This window comes from Ensifer sp. Root127, assembly GCF_001425225.1.
Taxonomy (GTDB): domain Bacteria; phylum Pseudomonadota; class Alphaproteobacteria; order Rhizobiales; family Rhizobiaceae; genus Ensifer; species Ensifer canadensis.
In genome coordinates this window covers 707,397-729,711 of sequence record NZ_LMDX01000023.1, presented here as the reverse complement: position 1 = coordinate 729,711, position 22,315 = coordinate 707,397, and the positions used below count along the sequence as shown (strand labels likewise).

Here is a 22,315-nt window from a genome sequence, read left to right as displayed (position 1 = left end):
GAGCAGGCATGACGGCAGTGGCACTGGAACACAATGATCCGACTTCGAACAGAAGCCTGCGCCTGCAGACGCTCATTCGCCTGCGCTGGCTTGCGGTCGGCGGCCAATCGATCGCCGTCATCATCACAACGCTGTGGCTGCAGTTTCCGCTGCCCTTGCTCTTGTGCCTGGTGCTGATTGCCACATTGGCGCTGGTCAACACCTACCTCACCCTGCGCTTCCCCCCGACGCACCGGTTGCGACCGCCGGCCGCATTTGCCTTGCTCGGGCTCGATCTCGCGCAGCTGACCGGCCTGCTCTTCATCACCGGCGGGCTTGCCAATCCGTTTGCGCCGCTGCTTTGCGTTCCGGTCATCATTTCCTCGGCCTCGCAGCCGAAGCCGCACAGCATCGTTCTTGCCGGCCTTGCGGTCATCGGTGTGACCGTCCTTGCCTTTTCGCCGTTCCCGCTGCCCTGGTATCCCGGCACGCTTCTCTTGATGCCGCGGGTGCTGACGGCCGGCATCTGGTTCGCGATCGTGTCGATGACGGCCTTTGCCGCGTTCTATACCTACCGCGTCTCGCTCGAAGCGAGCGAACTGTCGGAGGCGTTGACGGCGACCGAGCTCGTGCTCCAGCGTGAAAAACACCTTTCGCAGCTCGACGGCCTGGCGGCGGCCGCTGCCCACGAGCTCGGCACGCCGCTTGCCACGATCAGTGTCGTTGCCAAGGAAATGGAGCGTGAGCTCGGTGACGACCCACGCTTCGGCGAGGACGTGCATCTGCTGCGCAGCCAGAGCGAGCGATGCCGCGACATTCTCAAGCGGCTGACGACGCTGTCCTCCGAAAGCGAAGAGCATATGCGGCTCTTGCCGCTATCCTCGCTGGTCGAGGAAGTGATGGCGCCGCACCGCGAGTTCGGCATTCACATCAATCTTGTCGAAAAGGGTGACAAGGCATCGGAGCCGGTCGGCAACCGCAATGCGGGCATTCTCTACGGGCTCGGCAATCTACTGGAAAATGCGGTCGACTATGCCAAGCAGGAGGTGACCGTGACGGTCGAGCACACCGCCGACCACGTCAAGGTGACGATTGCCGATGACGGCGATGGATTTGCCCCCGATATTCTGATGCGCATCGGCGAACCCTATGTCACGCGCAGGCAGAAGGATGACAGCGCCGGCGGCCTGGGGCTCGGCCTGTTCATTGCCAAGACCCTGCTCGAGCGGTCCGGCGCGCGCCTACGCTTCGAGAACGGCGGCGCCGATCGCCCCGGCGCCAAGGTCAGCGTCGAATGGCCGCGTGCGCTGATGGACACGAAACTGGCGAAATGACGTTTGGCAGTTTATTGAACGGGATGACAGGAAACCTATAATCTCGGTGAAAACGTCCCGTTTTTCGCCCAAGGATTGCGAGAATGACCGAAAAATCGACAGCTTCGCCCAGCACGCACGCCCAGGACGCCGAACTGATCGGACCGGACAGAACGCTGCTGCTCGTCGACGATGACGCGCCGTTCCTTCGACGCCTCGCCCGCGCCATGGAAGCGCGCGGCTTTACCGTCGATATCGCCGAGTCCGTTGCCGAAGGCATCGCCAAGGCGAAGGGCAACCCGCCGAAATACGCCGTCATCGATCTGAGGCTCGGCGACGGCAGCGGCCTCGACGTAATCGAGGCGATCCGCAGCCGCCGTGACGACACCCGCATGATCATGCTTACCGGCTACGGCAATATTGCAACGGCCGTGAATGCGGTGAAGCTCGGCGCGGTCGACTACCTCGCCAAGCCTGCCGACGCCGACGACATCTTCGCAGCACTGGTGCAGCGCCAGGGCGAACGGGTCGAACCACCGGAAAACCCGATGTCGGCCGACCGGGTGCGGTGGGAGCATATCCAGCGCGTCTATGAGATGTGCGAGCGCAACGTGTCGGAGACGGCGCGTCGGCTCAACATGCATCGCCGAACGCTGCAGCGGATCCTGGCAAAACGCGCGCCGAAGTAGTCAACCCTCGGCTGACCCGTCGCGGGAGCCGGAAACGATATCGCGAATGGAGTTGCCGAGTTCGCCATTGCGCTCGGCAGCCCACTCCGCCAGCATCAGCCGTTGTGCGGCGGTGCGGGCAAAGAGCTGCAGCACGGACTTGCGGGTTGCCGGTGCAAGCCGGTGTTCCGGTGCCTCGCGAATGATGTGTCCGTCGTAGCCATCCGACAGCAGCAATCCACAATCATCCGGAAAGATATCGAGCGGGACGTCACCATGGGTGGCGAAGAACAGCCGGTCGCAGTGCTGCCGATAATCAGGCCATTTGCGATCGACGCGGAAATCCTCGATCGACGTCTTGATCTCGACGATCCAGATTTCGCCCTTCGCCGACAGCGAGATGAGATCGGCACGCCGGCCGCTGGCGAGCGTCAATTCCGGCAGCACCGCGTGGCGCAATTCCGTGAAAAGCCGCTGAACCCCGCGGCGCACCATGAGCGCGCGATTCGATTGTCGACCGTCCACGAGAGGGTTGTCGTCATGGATAGAGAGAATTGTCATTCGTCTAGACTCTCGTCTGCCACCGCTTTTGTTGCAAAAAAGCCAGCGTCACGGAATTTACACTTTCCCGCCGCCTTGTTGCCACGCAATCCCTTGCATAGCAGCAACTAATCGAAAATAACCGTTGTCACTGATGGTCGGGCCGACCCAGTTTTTCTTCGCTTCTTATTTTAAGAGACTCCTATGCGCTTCCGCAATGCCTTCCTCCTGTGCAGCCTGGCGGCGACACTCGCCGTAGCCGGCTGCTCGACAACTTCGACCAAGTCCGAGACGGCAAGCGGTGAGCCTGCTCCCGTTGCGGAACAGGTCGCTTCGGATCAGATCTTTTCGGGCAATTATGGCGCAGTTGAGGATCACGGTTACGCGCTCCCTGCAGTTCCGATCAACAAGGTCGATGGCCGCTTCCATCGCCAGATCGTCGATTATTCGACGAGCGAGCGTCCCGGCACCATCGTCGTCAACACCCCGAACCGGTTCCTCTACTACGTGCTGCCCGGCGGCAAGGCCGTTCGCTACGGAATCGGCGTCGGCAAGGCCGGCTTTGCATGGGAAGGCGAAGCCTATATCGCCTGGAAGCAGGAATGGCCGATGTGGCACCCGCCGAAGGAAATGGCGGAACGGAAGCCGGAAGTGGCCAAGTATGTCGAGGCAGGCATGGGCCCGGGCCTGAAGAACCCGCTCGGCGCTCGTGCACTCTATCTCTTCAACGACCAGGGCAAGGACACGCTGTTCCGCCTGCATGGCACGCCGGAATGGTCGTCGATCGGCACGGCCGCTTCGTCGGGCTGCATCCGTCTGATGAACCAGGACATCATCGATCTCTACTCCCGCGTTCGTCCGGGCAAGAACGCACGCGTGGTCGTTCAGCAGTAAAACGCGACCAGGATCATGCAATCAGAAAGCCGCCGGATTCCTCGGCGGCTTTTTTGTTGGCCGAACGTCCGCGACGATATTTCCTCGACGTCGCTACGCAGAGTTGCCCCGCTTCCGGTGCTTCAAACCAGGGTGGCTGGCTTCCGGTTCCGTTGCGATTATTTGTTCAAAAAACGCGCAAGAAGGCCTGAAATTCAGCGCCTTATTAAGTAAGGATTATCTAATTAATTAAAAAGTGTGGCCGAGAGATACCTAACCAAGGGACCGCCATGCTGATCAAGACCAAGCTCCTGAGTGCGATTGCACTGTTGTCACTCATCGCGATCGGCATTGCCGTCTACAGCCAGCATGCGCTTGCCGAAAACAGCGCGACGATGGATGCGGTCTATGCCGACCGTATCGTTCCCTTGAAAAATCTGAAGGCAACATCGGACGCTTTTGCCGTCTCGATCGTCGATGCGGCGCACAAGGTGCGCAACGGAAACGAGACGATGGAGGCCGGTCTTGCCTCGGTCAACGACGCCCGGCAGGTGATAACCGCCAATTGGGACGCCTATGTCGCGACCTCTATGACACCGGAGGAGCAGAAGCTTGTCGAGAACGCCAAGCAGCAGATGGTGGTCGCGATGGACTCGATCGCAACGCTGACGAAAATCCTGTCTGAGCGTGATTCTGCGGCGCTCGACAGCTTCGTTCGCACCTCGCTTTACGAAACCATCGATCCCTTGACCGAGACCATCTCGGAAATTTCCGACCTTCAGGTGCACTTGTCGGACAAGGTCTTTCAGGAACAGCATCGCGAATTCGAAACGGTGCGAGCTGTCAGCATCGGCATCATCCTGCTCGTTCTCGCGCTGGCTGCTGGAACCTACCTGGTGGTTTCACGTGGCGTCATCGGTCCGCTCGCCAGGCAGATCGGGACGATGCGCAAGCTGATCGACGGCCATCTCGAAGACGACGGATCGAATGTGACCGGCAAGGACGAAATCGCCGAGATGGCCCGCGCCATCCAGTCGTTCCGGGAAGCGGCCCGATCCAACCTTCGTCTGCAGGCCGAGGCCGAGGAAAGCCGCCGCAATGGCGAAGCGGAACGCACGCGGATGCAGGACGAGGCCGAAGAGGCCGCGCAGCAGAAATTGATCCAGGCGACGTCAGGCCTTGCGACCGGCTTGCAGCGGCTGGCCGACGGCGATCTCGCCGTGCGGCTGGAGGAACCCTTCTCCGCAGAGTTCGAGCAGTTGCGTCACGACCTCAACAAGGCCGCCGCGCAGCTCAACGATGCCATGCTCGCCGTCGCTGACAGCGCCGGCAATATCGGCATGGGCACCCGCGAAATCAGCCAGAGCGCCGACGACCTGTCGAAACGCACGGAGCAACAGGCGGCATCCCTGGAGGAAACGGCAGCGGCCCTCGACCAGATCACCGCCAATGTCAGCAATTCCTCGCGCCGGACGGAGGAAGCCCGCGACGTGGCAGGCGAAGCAAAGACCAGCGCGACGCAGTCGGCCGTCGTCGTGGCCAATGCCGTCGAGGCGATGCGGCGGATCGAAGAATCATCCAGTCAGATTTCCAGCATCATCGGTGTGATCGATGAGATCGCCTTTCAGACCAACCTTTTGGCGCTGAACGCCGGCGTCGAGGCAGCGCGGGCGGGCGACGCCGGCAAGGGATTTGCGGTCGTGGCGCAGGAAGTGCGCGAACTGGCGCAGCGTTCGGCAAAGGCAGCCAAGGAAATCAAGGAACTGATTCGCAGCTCCAGCTCCGAAGTCGAGAGCGGGGTGCGGCTGGTGCGCGACACCGGCGAGGCGCTCAAGACCATCGAGGCGCACGTCATCACCATCAACGAGCATATGGCTGCCATCGCCACCTCGGCCCGGGAACAGTCGGTAGGGCTGGCCGAGGTCAATACCGCCGTCAACCAGATGGATCAGGTGACGCAGCGCAACGCCGCCATGGTCGAGGAGGCGAATGCCGCGTCGGCGACGCTTGCCCAGGAAGGCACGAACCTTCGCGCCCTGATCGGAAGGTTCCAACTTTCCGGGGAAACCCGTGCCGCGGCCAAGCCAGAGGCGCGGCGGACGCCGCCCCGCGCCGTCACGCCCCAACAGCACGCGAACATCGGAAACCGACCGCCTGCGGTACGATCGGCTGGGTATGCGGTGCAGGGCAACGCGGCCTTGTCCACCGAAGGCTGGGCCGAGTTCTGATCTACAGCGTTTCCGCCCCAAACGGAGGCACGGAAACGCCCTATGTCTTTGGTTTTTCGCGTTTCCGGACGGAAAACCGCTTCGCAGTTTTCCTGGAAAGTCTCCGGCGTTGATGAAGCCCGGCGCCGCCTTGATCAGGCGGCCAGCCGGGCCTTCAACTCGCGGCGACGGCGATGCAGGACCGGTTCGGTATAACCGTTCGGCTGCTCGCGGCCCTTGAGCACCAGCTCGAGCGCTGCCTGGAAGGCAATCGAGCCGTCAAAATTGCCGGCCATCGCTGCATACTGTGCATCATCGGCGTTCTGGCCGTCGACGACGGCGGCCATGCGCTCCATCGTCTCGACCACCTGCGCCTCGGTGACGACGCCGTGATGCAACCAGTTCGCCATGTGCTGCGCCGAGATGCGCAGAGTGGCACGATCCTCCATCAGGCCGACATTGTTGATGTCGGGCACCTTGGAGCAACCGACGCCCTGATCGACCCAGCGCACGACGTAGCCGAGAATGCCCTGCGCGTTGTTATCGAGCTCGCGCTGGATTTCCTCTGGCGTCCAGTTCGGACGGGTCGCGACCGGAACCGACAGTATATCGCTGAGCTTGGCCCGTGCCCGGCTCTTCAAGCCGGCCTGAACGTCGGCGACATTGACCCGGTGATAATGCGTAGCGTGCAGGGTCGCAGCCGTCGGCGACGGCACCCAGGCGGTATTGGCACCCGCCTTCGGGTGGGCGACCTTCTGCTCCAGCATCGCCGCCATCAGGTCCGGCATGGCCCACATGCCCTTGCCGATCTGCGCATGGCCGGAAAGCCCGCATTCGAGACCGATGTCGACGTTCCAGTTTTCGTAAGCGCCGATCCAGGCGGCCTGTTTCATGTCGCCCTTGCGGATCATCGGACCGGCTTCCATCGAAGTGTGGATCTCGTCGCCGGTGCGATCGAGGAAACCGGTGTTGATGAAGACGACGCGTTCGCGCGCGGCGCGGATGCACTCCTTGAGATTGACCGTCGTGCGGCGCTCCTCGTCCATGATGCCCATCTTCATGGTGTTGGCGGGCATGCCGAGTGCCGCCTCGACGCGCGAGAAGATCTCGCAGGCGAAAGCGACTTCTTCCGGCCCATGCATCTTCGGCTTGACGACATACATTGAGCCGTCGCGGGAGTTCATGCGGCGGCCGCCCTGGCCGATATCGTGCAGAGCGATCAGCGCGGTTGCCATCGCGTCCATGATGCCTTCCGGCACCTCGTTTCCGTCGCGATCAAGGATAGCCGGATTCGTCATCAGGTGACCGACGTTGCGCACCAGCATCAACGAGCGGCCTGGCAAGGTCAGCGTGCCCCCACTTGGCGCCGTGTAGACGCGATCGGCGTTGAGGCGGCGCATGAAGCTGCGGCCGCCCTTGGCGACTTCCTCCTCGAGATCGCCCTTCATCAGGCCGAGCCAGTTGCGGTATACGACGACCTTGTCTTCGGCATCGACCGCCGCAACCGAATCTTCGCAGTCCATGATGGTGGTGATCGCGGATTCGAGAATGACGTCGGAAATATGAGCCGGGTCATCCTTGCCGATCGGAGTCGTCGCATCGAGAACGACGACGGCATGCAGATTGTTGTGCCGGAGAACGATCTGCGACGGCGCTTCGTGCGAACCCGCAAAGCCGGCAAACTGCTCGGAGTTGCGAAGCGTCGTCTTCGCTCCGCCCGCAAGCGCAACCGAAAGGCTGCCGGAAGCAATCTTCAGCGACGCAACATCCGCCCAGCTGCCGCTTTCCAGCGGCGCGCTTGCATTGAGGAAGTCGCGCGCCCAGGCAATGACCTTGGTGCCGCGCTTGGGATTGTAGCCGCGTCCCTTTTCCGCACCGCCTTCGTCGGAAATGGCATCGGTGCCGTAGAGGGCGTCATAGAGCGAACCCCAGCGTGCGTTGGCGGCGTTGAGGGCATAGCGTGCATTCATGACGGGAACGACGAGCTGCGGACCGGCGATCGTAGCGATTTCAGGATCGACATTATCAGTCGAAACAGAAAACTCGGGGCCCTCAGGCAGGAGATAACCTATCTCCTTCAGAAAGCCCTGGTAGGCTTCGAGGTCGCTCGGCGCGCCATTTTCGCGATACCAGGCATCGATCCTGGCCTGCAGATCGTCGCGCTTGGCAAGCAAGGCGCGATTCTTCGGCGCGAGGTCATGGACGATCTCCGACAGCGCGGAAAAAAACCGCTCGGCGTCGACGCCGGTGCCCGGCATCGCCTCGTCGACCAGAAAGCCATGCAGACCTGCATCGATCTTCAATCCGTATTTCTCAATGCGGTCCATCTTTTTACTCCTTGAAACAGGCCACTCGCGCGCGTGAAAGGCCGGCAGTTTCTCACCAATTCATTCCCTGTCAATTCAGCAAGGATGCGAAGAATTATTTCCAAAATCGAAAAGATCAGCCATGGGCAATGCGCGGCCTGCCGCTCGCCGACGCGATGAAACGTGCCTCGACCAGCTTGCGGCTTCCTTCGACCTCGGGAGCGTCGATTTCTTCTCGCAGCATCGAAGCCGGCTCGTCGGCACCGTTGGTGCGTGCCGCCTCAAGCGCCATCGTCTCGGCGCGACGGCGGGCCGCTGAAAAGGCCTGGTCCTGATCGAGAAAACGCTCGCTCACCCCTGCTCCGTTGACGATGAAAATGCCCTCTTCCGGCGTGGTGACGAACACGGTGACGGTTGCCCGCACCTGGCCGACAACCGCACCGATGGCATTTGCGACATCGGCCTCATCAGGGATGGATGGCTCGGTGCCAAGCATGTCGGCAATAGCGGGATAATAGACCGGGGCCGAAGCCCCCAAACCGACGAGCGGGCGATCGAGACCGATCGAAAACCGCACGATACCAGGCGCGCGGGTCAGAGCACGATCGACTGCCTGCGAGACCGCCGGGTCGATGGCCCCTGCCCCGTCTTCGCCGAGACAGGCCTGCAGGATGACTTCGCACGATTGGCGCGTGACGCGATCGACGATCATCTCGGCCATCGCCTCGGCAGATGCAGCAATCGGCTGGCCGGAGCCGTCGCGGATGCGCGCTGCCAGTTCGATGCCGAGACGGGCAGCCTCGACGCTCCATTGCGACTGCCTGCCGAGCACATGCATTGCATCGGAGGGCGTCAGGCCGCAGATATGCACCAGGCCGCGTGCCACCAGCCGGTCCAGCGTTGCCCGCTGCGGCGTCGAGGTCAGCAGGTTTTCAAGCGAGATCGGCACTGTGCCGATGCGCTCGTAGAGCGCCTGCTCCTGTGGCTGCAGACCGCTCGCCAGATGGTCGGGTAGACCGGTGCGAACAGCCAGGCGGCCGTTGTTGCGGCCGGCATGTTGCGCCCGCAGTTGTTTTTCCAAAACGGACAGCACCGCATCGCCATGCAGCGCCGCCGCGAGGCTGAGCGGCATCAACCGCCTCGGCCCAAGGTCGATCTTCGCCTTCAGCCCACGATCATTGATGCGGACCTCCGAATCGCCGCCAAGGCCATAGGTGCGCATCGCCACCGCCTCGACCATGGTGCGGAAACCGCCGACCACCGCACCTTCGCCATCGAGCCGCGGACGACCGCGGTCAAGTACCGCGACATCCGTCGTCGTGCCGCCGATATCCGAGACCACGGCATTGTCGAGGCCGGTCAGGTGCCGCGCACCGACAAGGCTGGCGGCAGGGCCGGAAAGGATCGTCTCGATCGGCCGAAGTCTTGCCTCCTCGGCCGAGATCAAGGCGCCATCGCCGCGCACAACCATCATGGGCACATCGATGCCGCGGGACTTCAAAAAGCCCTCGCACGAGCCGATCAGGCGATCGATCATCGAGACGAGCCGGGCGTTCAGCAGTGTCGTCAGCGCCCGGCGCGGGCCGCCGAGCTTGGACGAAAGCTCATGGCTGCAGGTAACCGGCAGATGCGAGACTTCGCGGATGCGGTCGCGCACCCGCTTCTCGTGATCCGGATTGCGGACGGCAAAATAGCCGGCGATCGCAAAGGAGGAAACCTGATTGGCCAAGGTCGGCAGGGCCTCATCGAGCGCGGTCATGTCGAGCGGCGTCTCGCCGCCGTGAACGTTGTGACCGCCCGGCAGGAAGATCACCGGATCGGAGCCGAGCGCATCCTGCAGCCCGTCACGCTTGAGATCGTCTGGCCCGAAGCCGATCATCACCAGGCCGGCACGGCCGCCCTGGCCCTCGACGAGCGCGTTGGTCGCAAGCGTGGTCGACAGGGATACGAGGCCGATGGCGGAAGCCGGGACGCCGGCCTTCTCCAAGACGGATTCCACCGCGCCGGAAATCCCGACGGCCAGATCGTGGCGGGTCGTCAGCGCCTTTGCCTTGGCGACGACACCCGCCGTTTCGCTGAAGAGAACGGCGTCGGTGTAGGTTCCGCCGGTATCGATGCCGAGAAGAAAATGGGACGTCAATTCAAGCCAGTCCAGTGTTTCGGCCCGGGGTAGCGCCGGGTTCAATGGGGATCGATCCGGTGATATGACATATTGGAAGAGAAGGCCATCGTGTCGCGGACATTCGCAGTCAGCAGAGCGACACGATACGAACGGGGGTGCGGCATGACGTTTTCCAGAGCTTCGGCAGTCGCCGGCATTCTTGCGGCAGGTCTGCTCTTCGCCCAGCCGGGCGGCGCGCAGGACGCCGTGGAGGAGGAATACAAGCCGCAACTGCCCGACGTCTCGATCTACAAGGCGATGCTCGACGCCAACAAGCAGACCGGGTGGATCCAGTTTCGCAACTACGACGACCGGCAGCTGATCTATTTTACCGCGCTGCAGACGATGCATTGCCGGCTATCGGAAATCCGCTACTCGATCAACTCGGACGCTCTCGACAAGCGCTTCCCCTTGGCAAAATGCAATCCGCAGATCCCCTTCAACCTGCCCGCCGACGAAACGGCCGAGTATGTCTACATCTCGCTGCCCGCAAACGAGGCCAAGACATTGACGATCCAGGCGGTGTGGGACGACGGTGCCGGCAGCGAGATCGTCGTCTACAAGCCCTGCGACAATGTCGGGGATGCGACCTGCGCCGCGATCAAGACCATCAAGAAGCCATCGAAGCTGTTGCCGCAGCCGATGCCGGCGGATTCGCCGGTGCGTGGCGTGCAATCGGCTATTCCCGGCAAGACCTTCAGCGAGCCGAAACCCGCATCGGCAAGCCGCCCCGCGGTTGAGTAGTCAGCCTCTGCACCGGCCAGGGCCGGGTCTCGTCGGTGACGTCGAAACGGAACCGATGCATCAGGACGGCAAGCGCAATGACCGCCTCCTGCAGCGCGAAGGTCGCGCCGATGCAGATGCGCGGTCCGGCGCCGAAAGGCAGATACTGAAAACGATGCAGCTTCTCGCGGTTTTCCGGCAGGAAACGCTCGGGCATGAAGGCGCGCGGCCGGTCCCAGTAGAGCACGTGACGGTGCAACGTCCACGGCATCACCAGAACCGCGATGCCCTTGGGTATCCTGACGCGCTCGCCGGACGGTGACGTCCATTCGTCCTCCTCGATGGCGGCGCGATTGATCGACGGCGCCGGCGGGTAGAGACGCATCGCCTCCTCGAAGGCCGCCAGCACATGCGGCATCAGGTTCAGCCATTCGACCGGTTCGGCACCGCTCTTGAGCACGGTGTCGATCTCCGCCTCCATCGTCTCGCGGAAAGCCGGCGTGTTGGCGACGCAATAGAGCGTCCAGGCCAACGCCCGGGCAGTGGTCTCATGCCCGGCGCCGATGAAGGTGAGGATATTGTCCTCGATCTCTTGCGTCGAAAGGCCGTTTGCGCCCTCCGTCTGCAGCAGCAATGTGAGGAAATCGTTGGGCGTGCCTGCTGGGTCCGTCGCCATGCGCTGGCGCCTCATCGCCATCGTTTCCGAGACGATCGACCGGAACCGGTTCATGACCTTCTTGCCGCCGATGCGGGTCAATCGCGGCAGCCATTCCGGCGCCAGCAGGATATCCATCGGATCGACGCGCCCCATGCGGTGCAGAAGCTCTTCGACACTCTGGACGAAGCCCTCCCTTTCGACGGCGACCTCACCGGAAAACAGCGTTTCCGCCAGGATATCGAAGGTCAGTTCGGTCATGTCGCTGGCGACATTGGTGGTGAACGGCTTCACCTTCGCGTGCGCGTAGCGTTCGACGAACTCTTCCGACCGGCGCAGCATCTGCCCGGCGAATCCCTTGGCGTGGCGCGGGGTAAAAACCGGCGCAATGGCCTTGCGCGACCGTTTCCAGATCTCGCCTTCGGCCGTCAGAAGACCGTCACGCAGGATCGGGCGGAGGATCAGCCGCCGAACCTTCGACATCTCATAGTTGCTGACGTTTTCGACGAGGATATAGCGGATGAGGCCGGGATCGTTGACGATCAGGGTGCGCTGCGTGATGAACTTGGTCTCGATCCACGGCAGCGTGTAGGACGGCTCGCCCCAGAGTTCGAGCGGATTGCGCAGAACAGTCTTGATGATCTTCAGGTAGGACGGCACGCCGACCCGAGGAATGGGAGCCGGTGGTTCGAAGGGCTCCGGACGCATGTCCATGGTGATAGGCCTTTCTCGATTGCGCCAGGATTTCAGGTTTTTACGGCGCAATCAAGGAAAGTGCTTCACATGAATCACAACAGGCCTTCGAGCTCCACGAGCTTGTCGTTCACCAGCCAGCCGTAATAGTTTTCTTCGGGCCACTGGGTCTCGCCGCCCTGGTTCCTGGCGGCAAGGGCTGCTGCGCGTTGGTCCGGATTGCCGACATTGTAAAGCGTGGCGGTGACGCCGGGATTGCCTGAAATATCGACGCCGGCGATCGACTTGTAGACGTCGATCGAGTGGCGGATCGAGGCGGCCATATAGGCGAGCGAGACATCAGGATCCATGATCGCCTCGTAGACCCCGGCGGCGTTGTTCTCGTCGAGCCGTTCGTAGCCCGACGTCTTCGAGACGATATCGGTCAGCATCAGGGCGGTCAGCGGATTGATCTGCCCGAGGCCAAAGGTCTGGCCGGCAAAGAACGGCTGGAAGAAAACGGCGCTGAAACGGTTGTTCGGGAAGGACTTGCCGTCGACGGACTTGCCGCGGAATTCGCTGTCCCAGACCCGCTCGCGGCAGCTCCACAGCGAATAGGAGCTCTTCTTTCCGGTGCAGTCGGCAAATTGCGGGCGGGCGACGAACTCAGCCACCGTCTCGCCGTCATAGCCGAACTGGAAGCTGTTGCCGGCATAGGCTGCAGCCTTGACGTAGTAGGACTGCAGCCGATCGTAGGCATCGACATTGTAGGTATGTTCGCCGACGATGGCGCCGATCATGTGGATCGGTGCGATGCCATAGGCGCGCGACGTCGACTTGATCTTGCTGATCAGCTGCCGGTCATTGGCGAGCAGATCCCGCACCTTCTCGAATTTGGCATCGAAGGACGTGCGGCCGGCCTTGGTGCGGCGAACGGATGCGCCCGGGATGCCGGGTTGTTCGACGTTCCGGTTGCCCGGCGGAACAACATTGGCCGCCATCGTCTGGCCTGCGGTCAGGCAAAACGTGGCAATAGCGAGCATGCAGGCGGTAAAACGCACGATCTCTTCTTCCTATGAACGGTGGAGACGCCCTATCCGGCGGTGCGGCTCCTACGACAGGATCGTGTCGGAAAGATGCCTCCGGCCACGATCGATTGCGGTTTCCGTGTTAGAAAAAATGAAGGCGCCTGTCGAGAGACAGGCGCCTTGCATCTTCACGGTTGCCTGACGGCAAAGGATTGCCGCCACCTCCGCGTTACAGGATGCAACGCGTGCGTCACAGGATGTAACGCGACAGGTCGGTGTTGGCGGCGAGATCGCCGACGTGCTTGCGCACATATTCGGCATCGATCGTGATAGCCTGGCCAGCGCTATCCGGCGCATTGAACGAGATTTCATCCAGCACGCGCTCCATCACCGTCTGCAGCCGGCGGGCGCCGATGTTCTCGACGCTCGAGTTGAGCTGGACTGCCACGTCGGCAAGCGCATCGATGGCATCGTCGGTGAAGTCGAGTTTCACTTCTTCCGTCTCAAGCAGAGCCTTGTACTGACGGATGAGGCTCGCCTCGGTCTCCGTCAGGATGCGGCGGAAGTCTTCCTTGGTCAGGGCACGCAGCTCGACGCGGATCGGCAGGCGGCCCTGCAGTTCGGGCAGAAGATCGGAAGGCTTCGACACATGGAAGGCGCCCGAGGCGATGAAGAGAATGTGATCGGTCTTTACCGGTCCATACTTGGTCGCAACCGTCGTGCCTTCCACCAGCGGCAGCAGATCGCGCTGAACGCCTTCGCGCGATACGCCGGCACCCATGCCGCCTTCACGCGATGCGATCTTGTCGATCTCGTCGAGGAAGACGATGCCGTCGTCCTCGACCGCCCTCATCGCCTCGCGCTGGATCTGCTCGTTGTCGAGCAGCTTGTCGGACTCGTCGTTGACGAGCACCTCATAGGAAGCCTTGACCGTCGTCTTGACCTTCTTGGTGCGTGCGCCCATCGCCTTGCCGAACATTTCCGACAGGTTGAGTACACCGATATTGGCGCCCGGCATGCCCGGAATTTCGAAGCCGCCCGGCGCGCCGGTCTCGGCGATATCGACCTCGATCTCCTTGTCGTCCAGTTCGTTGGCGCGCAGCTTCTTGCGGAAGGAATCGCGCGTTGCCGGCGAGGCCGTGGCGCCGACCAGCGCGTCAAGCACCCGCTCCTCGGCATTCTGGTGCGCCCTTGCCTTGACCTCCGCCCGGCGCTTTTCGCGCACGAGACCGATGCCGACCTCGACGAGGTCGCGGATGATCTGTTCGACATCGCGGCCGACATAGCCGACTTCGGTGAACTTGGTCGCCTCGACCTTGACGAAGGGTGCACCGGCAAGCTTTGCCAGACGGCGGGAGATTTCCGTCTTGCCGACACCGGTCGGCCCGATCATCAGAATATTCTTCGGCATGACCTCGTCACGCAACTCGTCGCCGAGCTGCTGGCGCCGCCAGCGGTTGCGCAGCGCAATCGCCACCGCGCGCTTGGCGTCGTTCTGGCCGATGATGAACCGGTCGAGTTCCGACACGATTTCCCTAGGTGAAAAAGTACTCATGTATTCCTCTCAAACTCGGTCCGCGTCAGCTCCATCAGGAGTGTGCGGCCGGACGCATCTATCCATTCGCCAAAGGGCACGAAGCCAGCTTTCGCATAGGCCCTCACGGCCCTTCTGTTGCCCGCATCGGGGTCGATCACGATCCGTGGTGCGCCGGCGGCAAAAAGCGTCTGCGCAAAGGCCCTCAAGGCCAGCGACGCCACGCCTTTTCCGGTCATCTCCGGCGGGCCGATGAAGATATCGACGCCGGGGACATCGCCGGGCAGATCCTTCGCCCACGGCTCTTCGTCATATTCGGACGGTGTCCAGGACTGGATGTAGCCGGCGGGCTCGCCGGCTACATGGAAGATGAAGCCATCCACTTCGCCCGTGGCGCAGCCGTCGCGGATCAACACGACTTCCTTGTCCGGATCACCCCACCATTGCCGCACATGCGGCTCGCTCAACCAGGCATGCAGCATCGGCAGGTGGTCATCGGCCACCCGTTCGAAGCTGACATGAACCTGGTCAGTTGCCATCCAGCGTCTCCACCACGATATTGTGGTTGGTATAGACGCAGATGTCGCCTGCGATCTCGAGCGCCCGGCGGGCGATTTCTTCGGCCGACTTGTCGCTGTCCATCAGGGCGCGGGCCGCGGCAAAGGCATAGTTGCCGCCCGAGCCGATGGCGATCGTTCCATGTTCCGGCTCCAGCACGTCGCCATTGCCGGTAATCGCCAGCGTGATCGACTTGTCGGCGACCAGCATCATCGCTTCGAGATTGCGCAAATACTTGTTGGTGCGCCAATCCTTGGCGAGTTCCACTGCCGCGCGCATCAACTGGTCGGGATATTGCTCCAGCTTGGCTTCGAGCCGCTCCAGAAGCGTGAAGGCATCGGCCGTCGCCCCGGCAAAGCCGGCGATAACGTCGCCCTTGGCGAGACGCCGTACCTTGCGGGCATTGCTCTTCATCACCGTCTGGCCAAGGCTGACCTGGCCGTCGCCGGCCATCACCACCTTGCCGTCCTTGCGCACCGTGATGATGGTGGTCGCATGCATCGTTCCGTAGGGATTGTGTTCACTCATTGAAGATACCTGTCGGCCCCAGAACCAGGGGCGTTGGGGGCTCGAACGAGCCTGGTTGCTTGGAGCCTATGTAAGTGCGCCTTACGCGATTGCAAATCCCGGTGAGCCACGCAGTTGACCGTAAATCGGGCGCCTGCCCGAATCGTTCGAATCTCAGCCGCGGTTCTGGATATTTTCCGCCTCCCCTGATAAGGAGCGGCTCCAGCGCATACAGGAGAGCCTGATGGCAGAAGCCACGTCCAGCCGCACCGGCCAAGTTTCGCGAAAGACGAATGAAACGGCCGTGTCCGTATCCGTCAATATCGATGGAACCGGAACGTCGAAGATTGCGACCGGAGTCGGCTTCTTCGACCACATGCTGGACCAGCTTTCCCGACATTCGCTGATCGACATGGACATCAAAACCGATGGCGACCTCCATGTCGACGATCACCACACTGTCGAAGACACTGGCATTGCCATCGGCCAGGCCATTGCCAAGGCGCTTGGCGACCGGCGCGGCATTACCCGCTACGCCTCGCTCGACCTTGCCATGGACGAGACGATGACGCGCGCGGCGGTGGATGTGTCCGGCCGGCCGTTCCTTGTCTGGAACGTCGCCTTTACCTCACCGAAGATCGGCACGTTCGACACCGAACTGGTGCGCGAATTCTTCCAGGCGCTCGCCCAGAATGCCGGGATCACGCTGCATATCCAAAATATCTACGGCGCCAACAACCATCATATCGCCGAGACCTGCTTCAAGTCCGTCGCCCGCGTGCTTCGCACGGCAACCGAAATCGACCCGCGCCAGGCCGGACGCGTTCCCTCGACCAAGGGTACGCTTGCCTGAGCGGTCATTATCTGGCTGATGACCATGGCCTCTTACATGATCCTGACCCCGCCGGGCGCCCGCGCCGACGATGACCGAGCGCGTTTCGTCGCCGACGGCTTCTCGTGGGGCGCCTTTCTGTTTCCGGCGCTCTGGCTTTTCGCCAAGCGCATGTGGCTCTTCGGAATCGCAGTTGCTGTTCTGCAGATTTTGTTAATCTCTCTGTCGGTGATCGGTGGCGGCCTCCTGGCAGCGCTGCTGTTGCATCTGGCGCTCGGCCTCATGGTCTCGCTGGAAGGCCCTGTTTTCATCGCCCGCCGCCTGATCGCCCGCAACTGGACGGTGCGCTCGATCGTGCCGGCGCGCGATCTTGAGACCGCCGAGGAAATCTACTTCGCAAACGTGGCCCCGGCCGACCGAAAGGCAGCGGAGCGGCCATCTGTCGACTGGCCGAGACAGGCGCCGGCAAACACCGGCCCGGGTCTTGGGCTTTTTGAATCCTACGGAGAACGCTGATGCGCGTCGCCATTATCGACTATGGATCGGGCAATCTGCGCTCGGCAACGAAGGCTTTCGAACGGGCAGCGCGGGAAGCCGGCATCGACGCAGAGATCGACCTGACGGACAGGCCCGAGCGGGTGGCGACCGCCGACCGCATCGTCCTGCCGGGCGTGGGCGCCTATGCCGATTGCCGTCGCGGCCTTACGGCCGTCGACGGCATGGAGCAGGCACTGACCGAGGTCGTCGAAGAGGCCGGTCGCCCGTTTCTCGGCATCTGCGTCGGCATGCAGCTGATGTCGTCGCGCGGCCTGGAAAAGACCACGACCCACGGCTTCGGCTGGATCCCCGGCGACGTCGTAGAAATGAGGCCGGCGGATCCGTCGCTGAAAATCCCACAGATCGGCTGGAACACGCTGCGGCTTGCCCGCACGCACCCGCTGTTTGACGGCATCCGCACCGGCGACGACGGCCTGCACGCCTATTTCGTGCACTCCTACCATCTGGCCGCGGAAAATGCCGGCGATGTTGTGGCCGAGGCGGATTACGGCGGCGCCGTCACCGCCTTCGTCGCCAATGGCAACAAGGCCGGCTCGCAGTTCCATCCGGAAAAGAGCCAGGCGCTTGGCCTTGCCCTCATCTCGAATTTCCTGCGTTGGAAGCCCTGAAGGCTCCGGCGACCTCTGATCGGATAGATACATGATCCTTTTTCCCGCTATCGACCTGAAAGACGGGCAATGCGTGCGCCTGAAGCTCGGCGACATGGAGCAGGCAACGGTCTACAACCCGGATCCGGGCGCCCAGGCGCGCGCCTTCGAGGAGCAGGGTTTCGAGTGGTTGCATGTGGTCGACCTCAACGGTGCCTTTGCCGGCGAGACCGTTAATGGTGCTGCCGTCGACGCGATCCTCAAGTCGACCAAGAACCCGGTCCAACTCGGCGGCGGCATCCGTACGCTTGACCATATCGACAACTGGCTGTCGCGCGGGCTTGCCCGCGTCATCCTCGGCACCGTCGCGGTGCGCGACCCGGCACTGGTGATCGAAGCCTGCCGAAAATTCCCGGGCAAGGTCGCCGTCGGCATCGACGCTAAGGGCGGCAAGGTTGCGGTCGAGGGCTGGGCCGAGGCGTCGGAACTCGGCGTCATCGAGCTTGCGAAGAAATTCGAGGGTGCCGGCGTATCGGCGATCATCTACACCGACATCGATCGCGACGGCATTCTCACGGGCATCAACTGGCCTTCGACGCTGGAGCTTGCCGATGCGGTTTCGATCCCGGTGATCGCTTCGGGCGGTCTCGCTTCGATGGATGATATCCGGCGAATGATCGCCCCGGATGCGGCAAAACTTGAAGGCGCGATCTCCGGCCGTGCGCTCTATGATGGCCGCATCGACCCGCAGGAAGCCCTGGCGCTGATCCGCGCCACGAGAAAGGCATGAGCCGATGACCCTCAAAGCCCGCGTTATCCCCTGCCTCGACGTCAAGGACGGTCGGGTCGTCAAAGGGGTCAACTTCGTCGACCTGATCGATGCCGGCGACCCGGTGGAGGCAGCCCGCGCCTATGATGCGGCCGGAGCGGACGAGCTCTGCTTCCTCGACATCACCGCCTCGTCGGACAACCGCGAAACCATCTTCGATGTGGTGGCGCGCACGGCCGAGCAGTGTTTCATGCCACTGACCGTCGGCGGTGGCGTGCGTCAGGTGGCCGATATCCGCAAGCTGCTTTTGGCAGGCGCCGACAAGGTGTCGATCAACACGGCGGCGGTGAAGAACCCGGAGTTCGTCGCCGAAGCCGCCGACAAGTTCGGCAACCAGTGCATCGTCGTTGCGATCGACGCCAAGAAAGTCTCGAAGGACGGCGAAGAGAACCGCTGGGAAATCTTCACCCATGGCGGCCGCCAGACGACGGGCATCGATGCGGTGGACTTTGCCCGGCGCGTCGTCGATCTCGGTGCCGGCGAAATCCTTTTGACCTCGATGGATCGTGACGGAACGAAGAGCGGCTACGATATCGCGCTCACCCGGGCGGTTGCCGATGCGGTGCGTGCGCCGGTCATTGCGTCCGGAGGCGTCGGCACGCTCGACCATATGGTTGCCGGCATCCGCGACGGCCATGCGACGGCGGTTCTGGCCGCTTCGATCTTCCACTTCGGCACCTATAGCATTGGCGAAACCAAGCGCTATATGGCCGAACATGGCATCGCCATGCGTCTCGATTGAGTTTCAGGGTTTCGTTCATGAGTGATTTCTCCCTTTCCGACCTCGAGACCATCGTCGCCGCGCGCGCCAAAGCGTCACCGGACGAATCCTGGACGGCGAAACTGGTCGCAAGCGGCCAGCAGAAAGCGGCCAAGAAGCTGGGCGAGGAAGCGGTCGAAACCGTGATCGCAGCGATCCGCAACGACCGCCAGAATCTCGTCGATGAGAGCGCCGATCTGCTCTATCATCTCATGGTCGTATTGAAAATTGCAGACATTCCGTTGCAGGATGTGCTCGACGAACTTGCACGGCGGACAAGCCAATCCGGTCTGCAGGAAAAGGCTAATCGGCAGGATCCATGACCCTAGCTGCGCAAGACATCGAAACGGTCGATCTCCCGGACAATCTCCAGAACCGGGACTATTCGCCCTATCATCTGTTTTCTGCCGAAGAGTGGTCCCGCTTTCGCGCGGACACGCCCCTGACGTTGACGGCAGACGAAGTGCAGCGTCTGCGCTCGCTGAACGACCCGGTGGACCTCGGCGAGGTCAGGCAGATTTACCTGTCGCTGTCGCGGCTTCTGTCCGCGCATGTGGAATCGTCCCAGCTTTTGTTCGAGCAGCGCAAGCGCTTCCTCAGCATGTCCGGCGAGACGAAGACGCCCTTCGTCATCGGCATTGCCGGATCGGTCGCCGTCGGCAAGTCGACGGCCGCACGTATCCTTGCCCAGCTCCTGTCGCGCTGGCCGTCGAGCCCGAAGGTCGATCTGGTGACGACGGACGGCTTCCTCTATCCGAACGCCGTCCTGCAGCGCGAAAACATGATGGATCGCAAGGGCTTCCCGGAAAGCTACGACCTCGGCGCGCTGCTGCGGTTCCTCTCGGCGATCAAGGCCGGCCAGCCCAATGTCAAGGCACCGAGCTATTCGCACATGACCTATGACGTGCTGCCGGACCAGTACACGGTCATCGACCGGCCCGACATTCTGATCTTCGAAGGCATCAACGTCCTGCAATCGCGCAACCTGCCCGCCGACGGCAAGATCGTGCCGATGGTCTCGGACTTCTTCGACTTCTCGATCTACATCGACGCCGAGGAGAGCCTGATCCACAGCTGGTATGTCAGCCGCTTCATGCGCCTCAGGGAAACGGCCTTCAAGAATCCGGAATCCTACTTCCACCGCTATGCGACCATCAGCGAGGATGCGGCGCGCGCGATCGCCGAAGGACTTTGGCACAACATCAACCTGAAGAACCTGCACCAGAACATTCTGCCGACGCGGCCGCGCGCCGACCTCATCCTGCAGAAAGGCCCCAACCACCTCACCGAGAAGGTGGCGCTGCGCAAGCTTTGAGCGTGCAACATGCGTGCGACCCGAGAATACGCAGCGATGGCTTCGCGGAAAATGTGGGCGTGACGCGAAGGCTGCCGCTCTATTTTGACGCGACATGCCTTAGGGGTTCACCCGGCGCAGCGTCAGATTGAGTCGGCCACCGTTCTTGAGCAGCGTCGATGTGTTCGGATAGATCCGGTCGACGCCGTGGAAGGCCAGACGCCCCTCGCCGCCGAGCACGACGATATCGCCGCTTTCGAGCCTGAAGGATATGGTCTGGCTGCCGCGCTCTCTGCCGCCGACCCGAAACAGGCAGCTATCGCCAAGGGAAATCGAGACGACTGATGTTTCCAGATCGCGCTCGTCCCTGTCTTGGTGCAGACCCATGCGGGCCTCGTCGGAATAGAAATTCACCAGGCATGCTTCCGGCCGTTTGTCGCTGGCCGAAACCGCATTCCAGATTTCAAGGAGAACATCCGGCATCGGCGGCCACGGCCTGCCCGTCCCCGGATGCTGCGGCTGATAACGGTAGCCCTTCTCGCGGTCGGTCACCCAGCCGAGCGGGCCGCAATTGGTCATGCGCACCGACATCGGCTTACCGGTCTTCGGCATCGCCGGCACGAACAGCGGCGCTTCGTGCACCACGCCCCTGATCGCTTCAACGATCTGCTCCTGACGGGCCCGGTCGAGAAAGCCAGGGATGTGTTTTATTCCTTTCGGGAGAACCTGCATGAGGTTGCCCTCACTCCTCAAGCCCGAGCAGTTTTGCCGGGACGCCGTAGCGCTCAGACCAGCCGGCATAGGCGACATCCGTCGGACCAACGACGTGATCCACCAGATTCCATCGACCGCCCTGGAAGCTGACGAGCGCGAACACCGTCAAGCCATCCATCATGTCGGCCTCGTCGCGAAACCCGGTCTGCGCGAGATCGATGCTGCCGCCGCCCGGACGTTGCGGCTCGACCTGGACGAAGGCCCAGTTCGGCGCCGCTCGCATCGTCGTGACGACGAATTCAACCGAACCGCGCATCTCCGCCTCGACGGCAGGCCGCAAGGCATCAAGGATCGCTGCACGCTCCGAACTACCCTTAGCCGGCTCACGCAGCGATTGCGCGGTGCCGGCGGAGGCAAGTCCAAGACTTGCGACCACCAGAACGACGCTCGAAAATGCACGCATCGACAAGGCTGTCACGCGGCATCCAGATCCGGAATGCGCAGCACCTGACCGGGGTAAATTTTGTCGGGATGGGTCAGCATCGGTTTGTTTGCCTCGAAGATGACCGTGTGCTTGGCGCCCTTGCCCTTGCCGTACTGCGCCTCGGCGATCTTCCAGAGGTTGTCGCCCTTCTTGACGGTATAGAAGACGGGGGCCTTGGCGGGCGCGGGCGCTGCACCGGCATCCGCCACCTTCAGCTCAGACGCTTCGACCGAAGACACGCCGAGCGTGTTGCCGACGGCGACGACCGCCTTCTCGAACGCCGTCTGATCCTTGACGACACCCTTCAGCACCACCTTGTCGTTGACGACTTCGACCTGGACGTCCTTGGTGCCGAGATCGTGCGAAGCGAGTTCCTTCTGGACGCTGTCGGCATCAGGCGCATCGTCGTCACCGCCAATGCCCAACTTCTTGCCGGCGTTCTTGATAAAACTGAAAAGGCCCATGGATTTCTCCTTCTGCAAAAGTTCCTGCGCGATAAGAGAGGGCGCTTGGCGACAAAAGACAAGGGACAG

At 62.3% G+C, this 22,315-nt stretch carries 23 protein-coding genes; 12 read left to right on the top strand and 11 right to left on the bottom strand.

The genetic code is table 11. The annotated features are described in order from the left end of the window. Positions 1-8: 8 nt before the first annotated feature. Positions 9-1,313 carry an ActS/PrrB/RegB family redox-sensitive histidine kinase gene (locus tag ASD03_RS25480; protein ID WP_025425370.1) on the top strand — a complete coding sequence of 435 codons (1,305 nt, stop codon included), beginning with the start codon at positions 9-11 and terminating at the stop codon, positions 1,311-1,313. 83 nt (positions 1,314-1,396) lie between these two features. After that, on the top strand, positions 1,397-1,981 hold the full coding sequence (locus ASD03_RS25475; protein ID WP_025425369.1) for an ActR/PrrA/RegA family redox response regulator transcription factor: 585 nt from the start codon (positions 1,397-1,399) through the stop codon (positions 1,979-1,981). On the opposite strand, the gene ASD03_RS25470 is transcribed toward ASD03_RS25475, so the two are convergent. Continuing rightward, positions 1,982-2,521: an MmcB family DNA repair protein gene (locus tag ASD03_RS25470; RefSeq protein WP_025425368.1), complete on the bottom strand. Its 540-nt coding sequence runs from the start codon at positions 2,519-2,521 to the stop codon at positions 1,982-1,984. 183 nt (positions 2,522-2,704) lie between these two features. Between ASD03_RS25470 and ASD03_RS25465 the strand changes: the two genes are divergently transcribed. Then, positions 2,705-3,394: a L,D-transpeptidase gene (locus ASD03_RS25465; protein ID WP_025425367.1), complete on the top strand. Its 690-nt coding sequence runs from the start codon at positions 2,705-2,707 to the stop codon at positions 3,392-3,394. Positions 3,395-3,663: 269 nt separating this feature from the next. Continuing rightward, positions 3,664-5,601 (top strand): methyl-accepting chemotaxis protein, encoded by a 1,938-nt coding sequence (locus ASD03_RS38155; RefSeq protein ID WP_057217172.1) that lies wholly within the window; start codon positions 3,664-3,666, stop codon positions 5,599-5,601. Positions 5,602-5,735: 134 nt separating this feature from the next. Here ASD03_RS38155 and ASD03_RS25455 read toward each other — a convergent pair whose 3' ends face one another. Together ASD03_RS25455 and ASD03_RS25450 are read right to left on the bottom strand one after the other, a co-directional pair. Further along, positions 5,736-7,907, bottom strand: coding sequence for a malate synthase G (locus ASD03_RS25455; RefSeq protein WP_025425366.1), 2,172 nt, complete (start codon positions 7,905-7,907; stop codon positions 5,736-5,738). 115 nt (positions 7,908-8,022) lie between these two features. After that, positions 8,023-10,026: a hydantoinase/oxoprolinase family protein gene (locus ASD03_RS25450; RefSeq protein WP_025425365.1), complete on the bottom strand. Its 2,004-nt coding sequence runs from the start codon at positions 10,024-10,026 to the stop codon at positions 8,023-8,025. 144 nt (positions 10,027-10,170) lie between these two features. On the opposite strand from ASD03_RS25450, the gene ASD03_RS25445 reads away from it, so the two are divergent. After that, on the top strand, positions 10,171-10,791 hold the full coding sequence (locus tag ASD03_RS25445; RefSeq protein WP_025425364.1) for a hypothetical protein: 621 nt from the start codon (positions 10,171-10,173) through the stop codon (positions 10,789-10,791). Here the strand turns inward: ASD03_RS25445 and ASD03_RS25440 are convergent. The 5 genes from ASD03_RS25440 to hslV all read right to left on the bottom strand — a co-directional run bounded on the left by ASD03_RS25440 (position 10,745) and on the right by hslV (position 15,745). Then, positions 10,745-12,139 carry a cytochrome P450 gene (locus ASD03_RS25440; protein WP_025425363.1) on the bottom strand — a complete coding sequence of 465 codons (1,395 nt, stop codon included), beginning with the start codon at positions 12,137-12,139 and terminating at the stop codon, positions 10,745-10,747. The two genes, ASD03_RS25445 and ASD03_RS25440, sit on opposite strands and share 47 nt — an antisense overlap. A 74-nt stretch (positions 12,140-12,213) precedes the next feature. Beyond that, a complete protein-coding gene (locus tag ASD03_RS25435) occupies positions 12,214-13,158 on the bottom strand; it encodes a DUF1402 family protein (RefSeq protein ID WP_025425362.1) in 945 nt (314 codons plus the stop codon). 217 nt (positions 13,159-13,375) lie between these two features. Then, positions 13,376-14,680: an ATP-dependent protease ATPase subunit HslU gene (gene hslU / locus ASD03_RS25430; RefSeq protein ID WP_025425361.1), complete on the bottom strand. Its 1,305-nt coding sequence runs from the start codon at positions 14,678-14,680 to the stop codon at positions 13,376-13,378. Beyond that, on the bottom strand, positions 14,677-15,198 hold the full coding sequence (locus ASD03_RS25425) for a GNAT family N-acetyltransferase (RefSeq protein ID WP_025425360.1): 522 nt from the start codon (positions 15,196-15,198) through the stop codon (positions 14,677-14,679). Before ASD03_RS25425 ends, hslU begins: the two co-directional genes overlap by 4 nt. Next, a complete protein-coding gene (gene hslV, locus ASD03_RS25420; protein WP_025425359.1) occupies positions 15,188-15,745 on the bottom strand; it encodes an ATP-dependent protease subunit HslV in 558 nt (185 codons plus the stop codon). The genes ASD03_RS25425 and hslV overlap by 11 nt, the downstream gene beginning before the upstream one ends. A gap of 223 nt (positions 15,746-15,968) precedes the next feature. On the opposite strand from hslV, the gene hisB reads away from it, so the two are divergent. From hisB to coaA, 7 genes are read left to right on the top strand one after another with little or no spacing between them, the layout of a single operon-like run. Next, positions 15,969-16,577 carry an imidazoleglycerol-phosphate dehydratase HisB gene (gene hisB, locus ASD03_RS25415; protein WP_025425358.1) on the top strand — a complete coding sequence of 203 codons (609 nt, stop codon included), beginning with the start codon at positions 15,969-15,971 and terminating at the stop codon, positions 16,575-16,577. A 24-nt stretch (positions 16,578-16,601) separates the two neighbouring features. Next, positions 16,602-17,072: a DUF2628 domain-containing protein gene (locus tag ASD03_RS25410; RefSeq protein ID WP_025425357.1), complete on the top strand. Its 471-nt coding sequence runs from the start codon at positions 16,602-16,604 to the stop codon at positions 17,070-17,072. Further along, positions 17,072-17,722, top strand: a complete 651-nt coding sequence (gene hisH, locus ASD03_RS25405; protein ID WP_025425356.1) for an imidazole glycerol phosphate synthase subunit HisH — start codon at positions 17,072-17,074, stop codon at positions 17,720-17,722. The genes ASD03_RS25410 and hisH overlap by 1 nt, the downstream gene beginning before the upstream one ends. Before the next feature lie 31 nt (positions 17,723-17,753). Further along, positions 17,754-18,491 carry a 1-(5-phosphoribosyl)-5-[(5-phosphoribosylamino)methylideneamino]imidazole-4-carboxamide isomerase gene (gene hisA, locus ASD03_RS25400; RefSeq protein ID WP_025425355.1) on the top strand — a complete coding sequence of 246 codons (738 nt, stop codon included), beginning with the start codon at positions 17,754-17,756 and terminating at the stop codon, positions 18,489-18,491. A gap of 4 nt (positions 18,492-18,495) precedes the next feature. Then, a complete protein-coding gene (gene hisF, locus ASD03_RS25395) occupies positions 18,496-19,272 on the top strand; it encodes an imidazole glycerol phosphate synthase subunit HisF (RefSeq protein ID WP_025425354.1) in 777 nt (258 codons plus the stop codon). Between the two features lie 17 nt (positions 19,273-19,289). After that, positions 19,290-19,613 (top strand): phosphoribosyl-ATP diphosphatase, encoded by a 324-nt coding sequence (locus ASD03_RS25390; protein ID WP_025425353.1) that lies wholly within the window; start codon positions 19,290-19,292, stop codon positions 19,611-19,613. Continuing rightward, the gene (gene coaA / locus ASD03_RS25385; RefSeq protein ID WP_025425352.1) at positions 19,610-20,605 is read left to right on the top strand and encodes a type I pantothenate kinase; all 996 of its coding nucleotides are present in this window, start codon (positions 19,610-19,612) and stop codon (positions 20,603-20,605) included. The genes ASD03_RS25390 and coaA overlap by 4 nt, the downstream gene beginning before the upstream one ends. A gap of 99 nt (positions 20,606-20,704) precedes the next feature. Here coaA and ASD03_RS25380 read toward each other — a convergent pair whose 3' ends face one another. From ASD03_RS25380 to lysM, 3 genes are read right to left on the bottom strand one after another with little or no spacing between them, the layout of a single operon-like run. After that, positions 20,705-21,316, bottom strand: a complete 612-nt coding sequence (locus ASD03_RS25380) for an alpha-ketoglutarate-dependent dioxygenase AlkB (protein WP_025425351.1) — start codon at positions 21,314-21,316, stop codon at positions 20,705-20,707. Between the two features lie 10 nt (positions 21,317-21,326). Beyond that, entirely contained in the window at positions 21,327-21,776 is a 450-nt protein-coding gene (locus ASD03_RS25375) for a hypothetical protein (RefSeq protein ID WP_025425350.1), read from the bottom strand. Then, positions 21,773-22,246 (bottom strand): peptidoglycan-binding protein LysM, encoded by a 474-nt coding sequence (gene lysM, locus ASD03_RS25370; protein ID WP_025425349.1) that lies wholly within the window; start codon positions 22,244-22,246, stop codon positions 21,773-21,775. Before lysM ends, ASD03_RS25375 begins: the two co-directional genes overlap by 4 nt. Between the last annotated feature and the right edge of the window lie 69 nt (positions 22,247-22,315).

Bases quoted from the DNA above. Each gene is read 5' to 3' on its own strand.
- hisA (WP_025425355.1), top strand. From the start codon at position 17,754: ATGATCCTTTTTCCCGCTATCGACCTGAAAGACGGGCAATGCGTGCGC.
- lysM (WP_025425349.1), bottom strand. From the start codon at position 22,246: ATGGGCCTTTTCAGTTTTATCAAGAACGCCGGCAAGAAGTTGGGCATT.
- ASD03_RS25455 (WP_025425366.1), bottom strand. From the start codon at position 7,907: ATGGACCGCATTGAGAAATACGGATTGAAGATCGATGCAGGTCTGCAT.
- hslU (WP_025425361.1), bottom strand. From the start codon at position 14,680: ATGAGTACTTTTTCACCTAGGGAAATCGTGTCGGAACTCGACCGGTTC.
- ASD03_RS25425 (WP_025425360.1), bottom strand. From the start codon at position 15,198: ATGGCAACTGACCAGGTTCATGTCAGCTTCGAACGGGTGGCCGATGAC.
- ASD03_RS25410 (WP_025425357.1), top strand. From the start codon at position 16,602: ATGGCCTCTTACATGATCCTGACCCCGCCGGGCGCCCGCGCCGACGAT.
- ASD03_RS25480 (WP_025425370.1), top strand. From the start codon at position 9: ATGACGGCAGTGGCACTGGAACACAATGATCCGACTTCGAACAGAAGC.
- ASD03_RS25445 (WP_025425364.1), top strand. From the start codon at position 10,171: ATGACGTTTTCCAGAGCTTCGGCAGTCGCCGGCATTCTTGCGGCAGGT.
- ASD03_RS25465 (WP_025425367.1), top strand. From the start codon at position 2,705: ATGCGCTTCCGCAATGCCTTCCTCCTGTGCAGCCTGGCGGCGACACTC.
- ASD03_RS25475 (WP_025425369.1), top strand. From the start codon at position 1,397: ATGACCGAAAAATCGACAGCTTCGCCCAGCACGCACGCCCAGGACGCC.
- hisF (WP_025425354.1), top strand. From the start codon at position 18,496: ATGACCCTCAAAGCCCGCGTTATCCCCTGCCTCGACGTCAAGGACGGT.
- ASD03_RS25390 (WP_025425353.1), top strand. From the start codon at position 19,290: ATGAGTGATTTCTCCCTTTCCGACCTCGAGACCATCGTCGCCGCGCGC.
- ASD03_RS38155 (WP_057217172.1), top strand. From the start codon at position 3,664: ATGCTGATCAAGACCAAGCTCCTGAGTGCGATTGCACTGTTGTCACTC.
- ASD03_RS25380 (WP_025425351.1), bottom strand. From the start codon at position 21,316: ATGCAGGTTCTCCCGAAAGGAATAAAACACATCCCTGGCTTTCTCGAC.
- hisH (WP_025425356.1), top strand. From the start codon at position 17,072: ATGCGCGTCGCCATTATCGACTATGGATCGGGCAATCTGCGCTCGGCA.
- hslV (WP_025425359.1), bottom strand. From the start codon at position 15,745: ATGAGTGAACACAATCCCTACGGAACGATGCATGCGACCACCATCATC.
- hisB (WP_025425358.1), top strand. From the start codon at position 15,969: ATGGCAGAAGCCACGTCCAGCCGCACCGGCCAAGTTTCGCGAAAGACG.
- coaA (WP_025425352.1), top strand. From the start codon at position 19,610: ATGACCCTAGCTGCGCAAGACATCGAAACGGTCGATCTCCCGGACAAT.
- ASD03_RS25440 (WP_025425363.1), bottom strand. From the start codon at position 12,139: ATGGACATGCGTCCGGAGCCCTTCGAACCACCGGCTCCCATTCCTCGG.
- ASD03_RS25470 (WP_025425368.1), bottom strand. From the start codon at position 2,521: ATGACAATTCTCTCTATCCATGACGACAACCCTCTCGTGGACGGTCGA.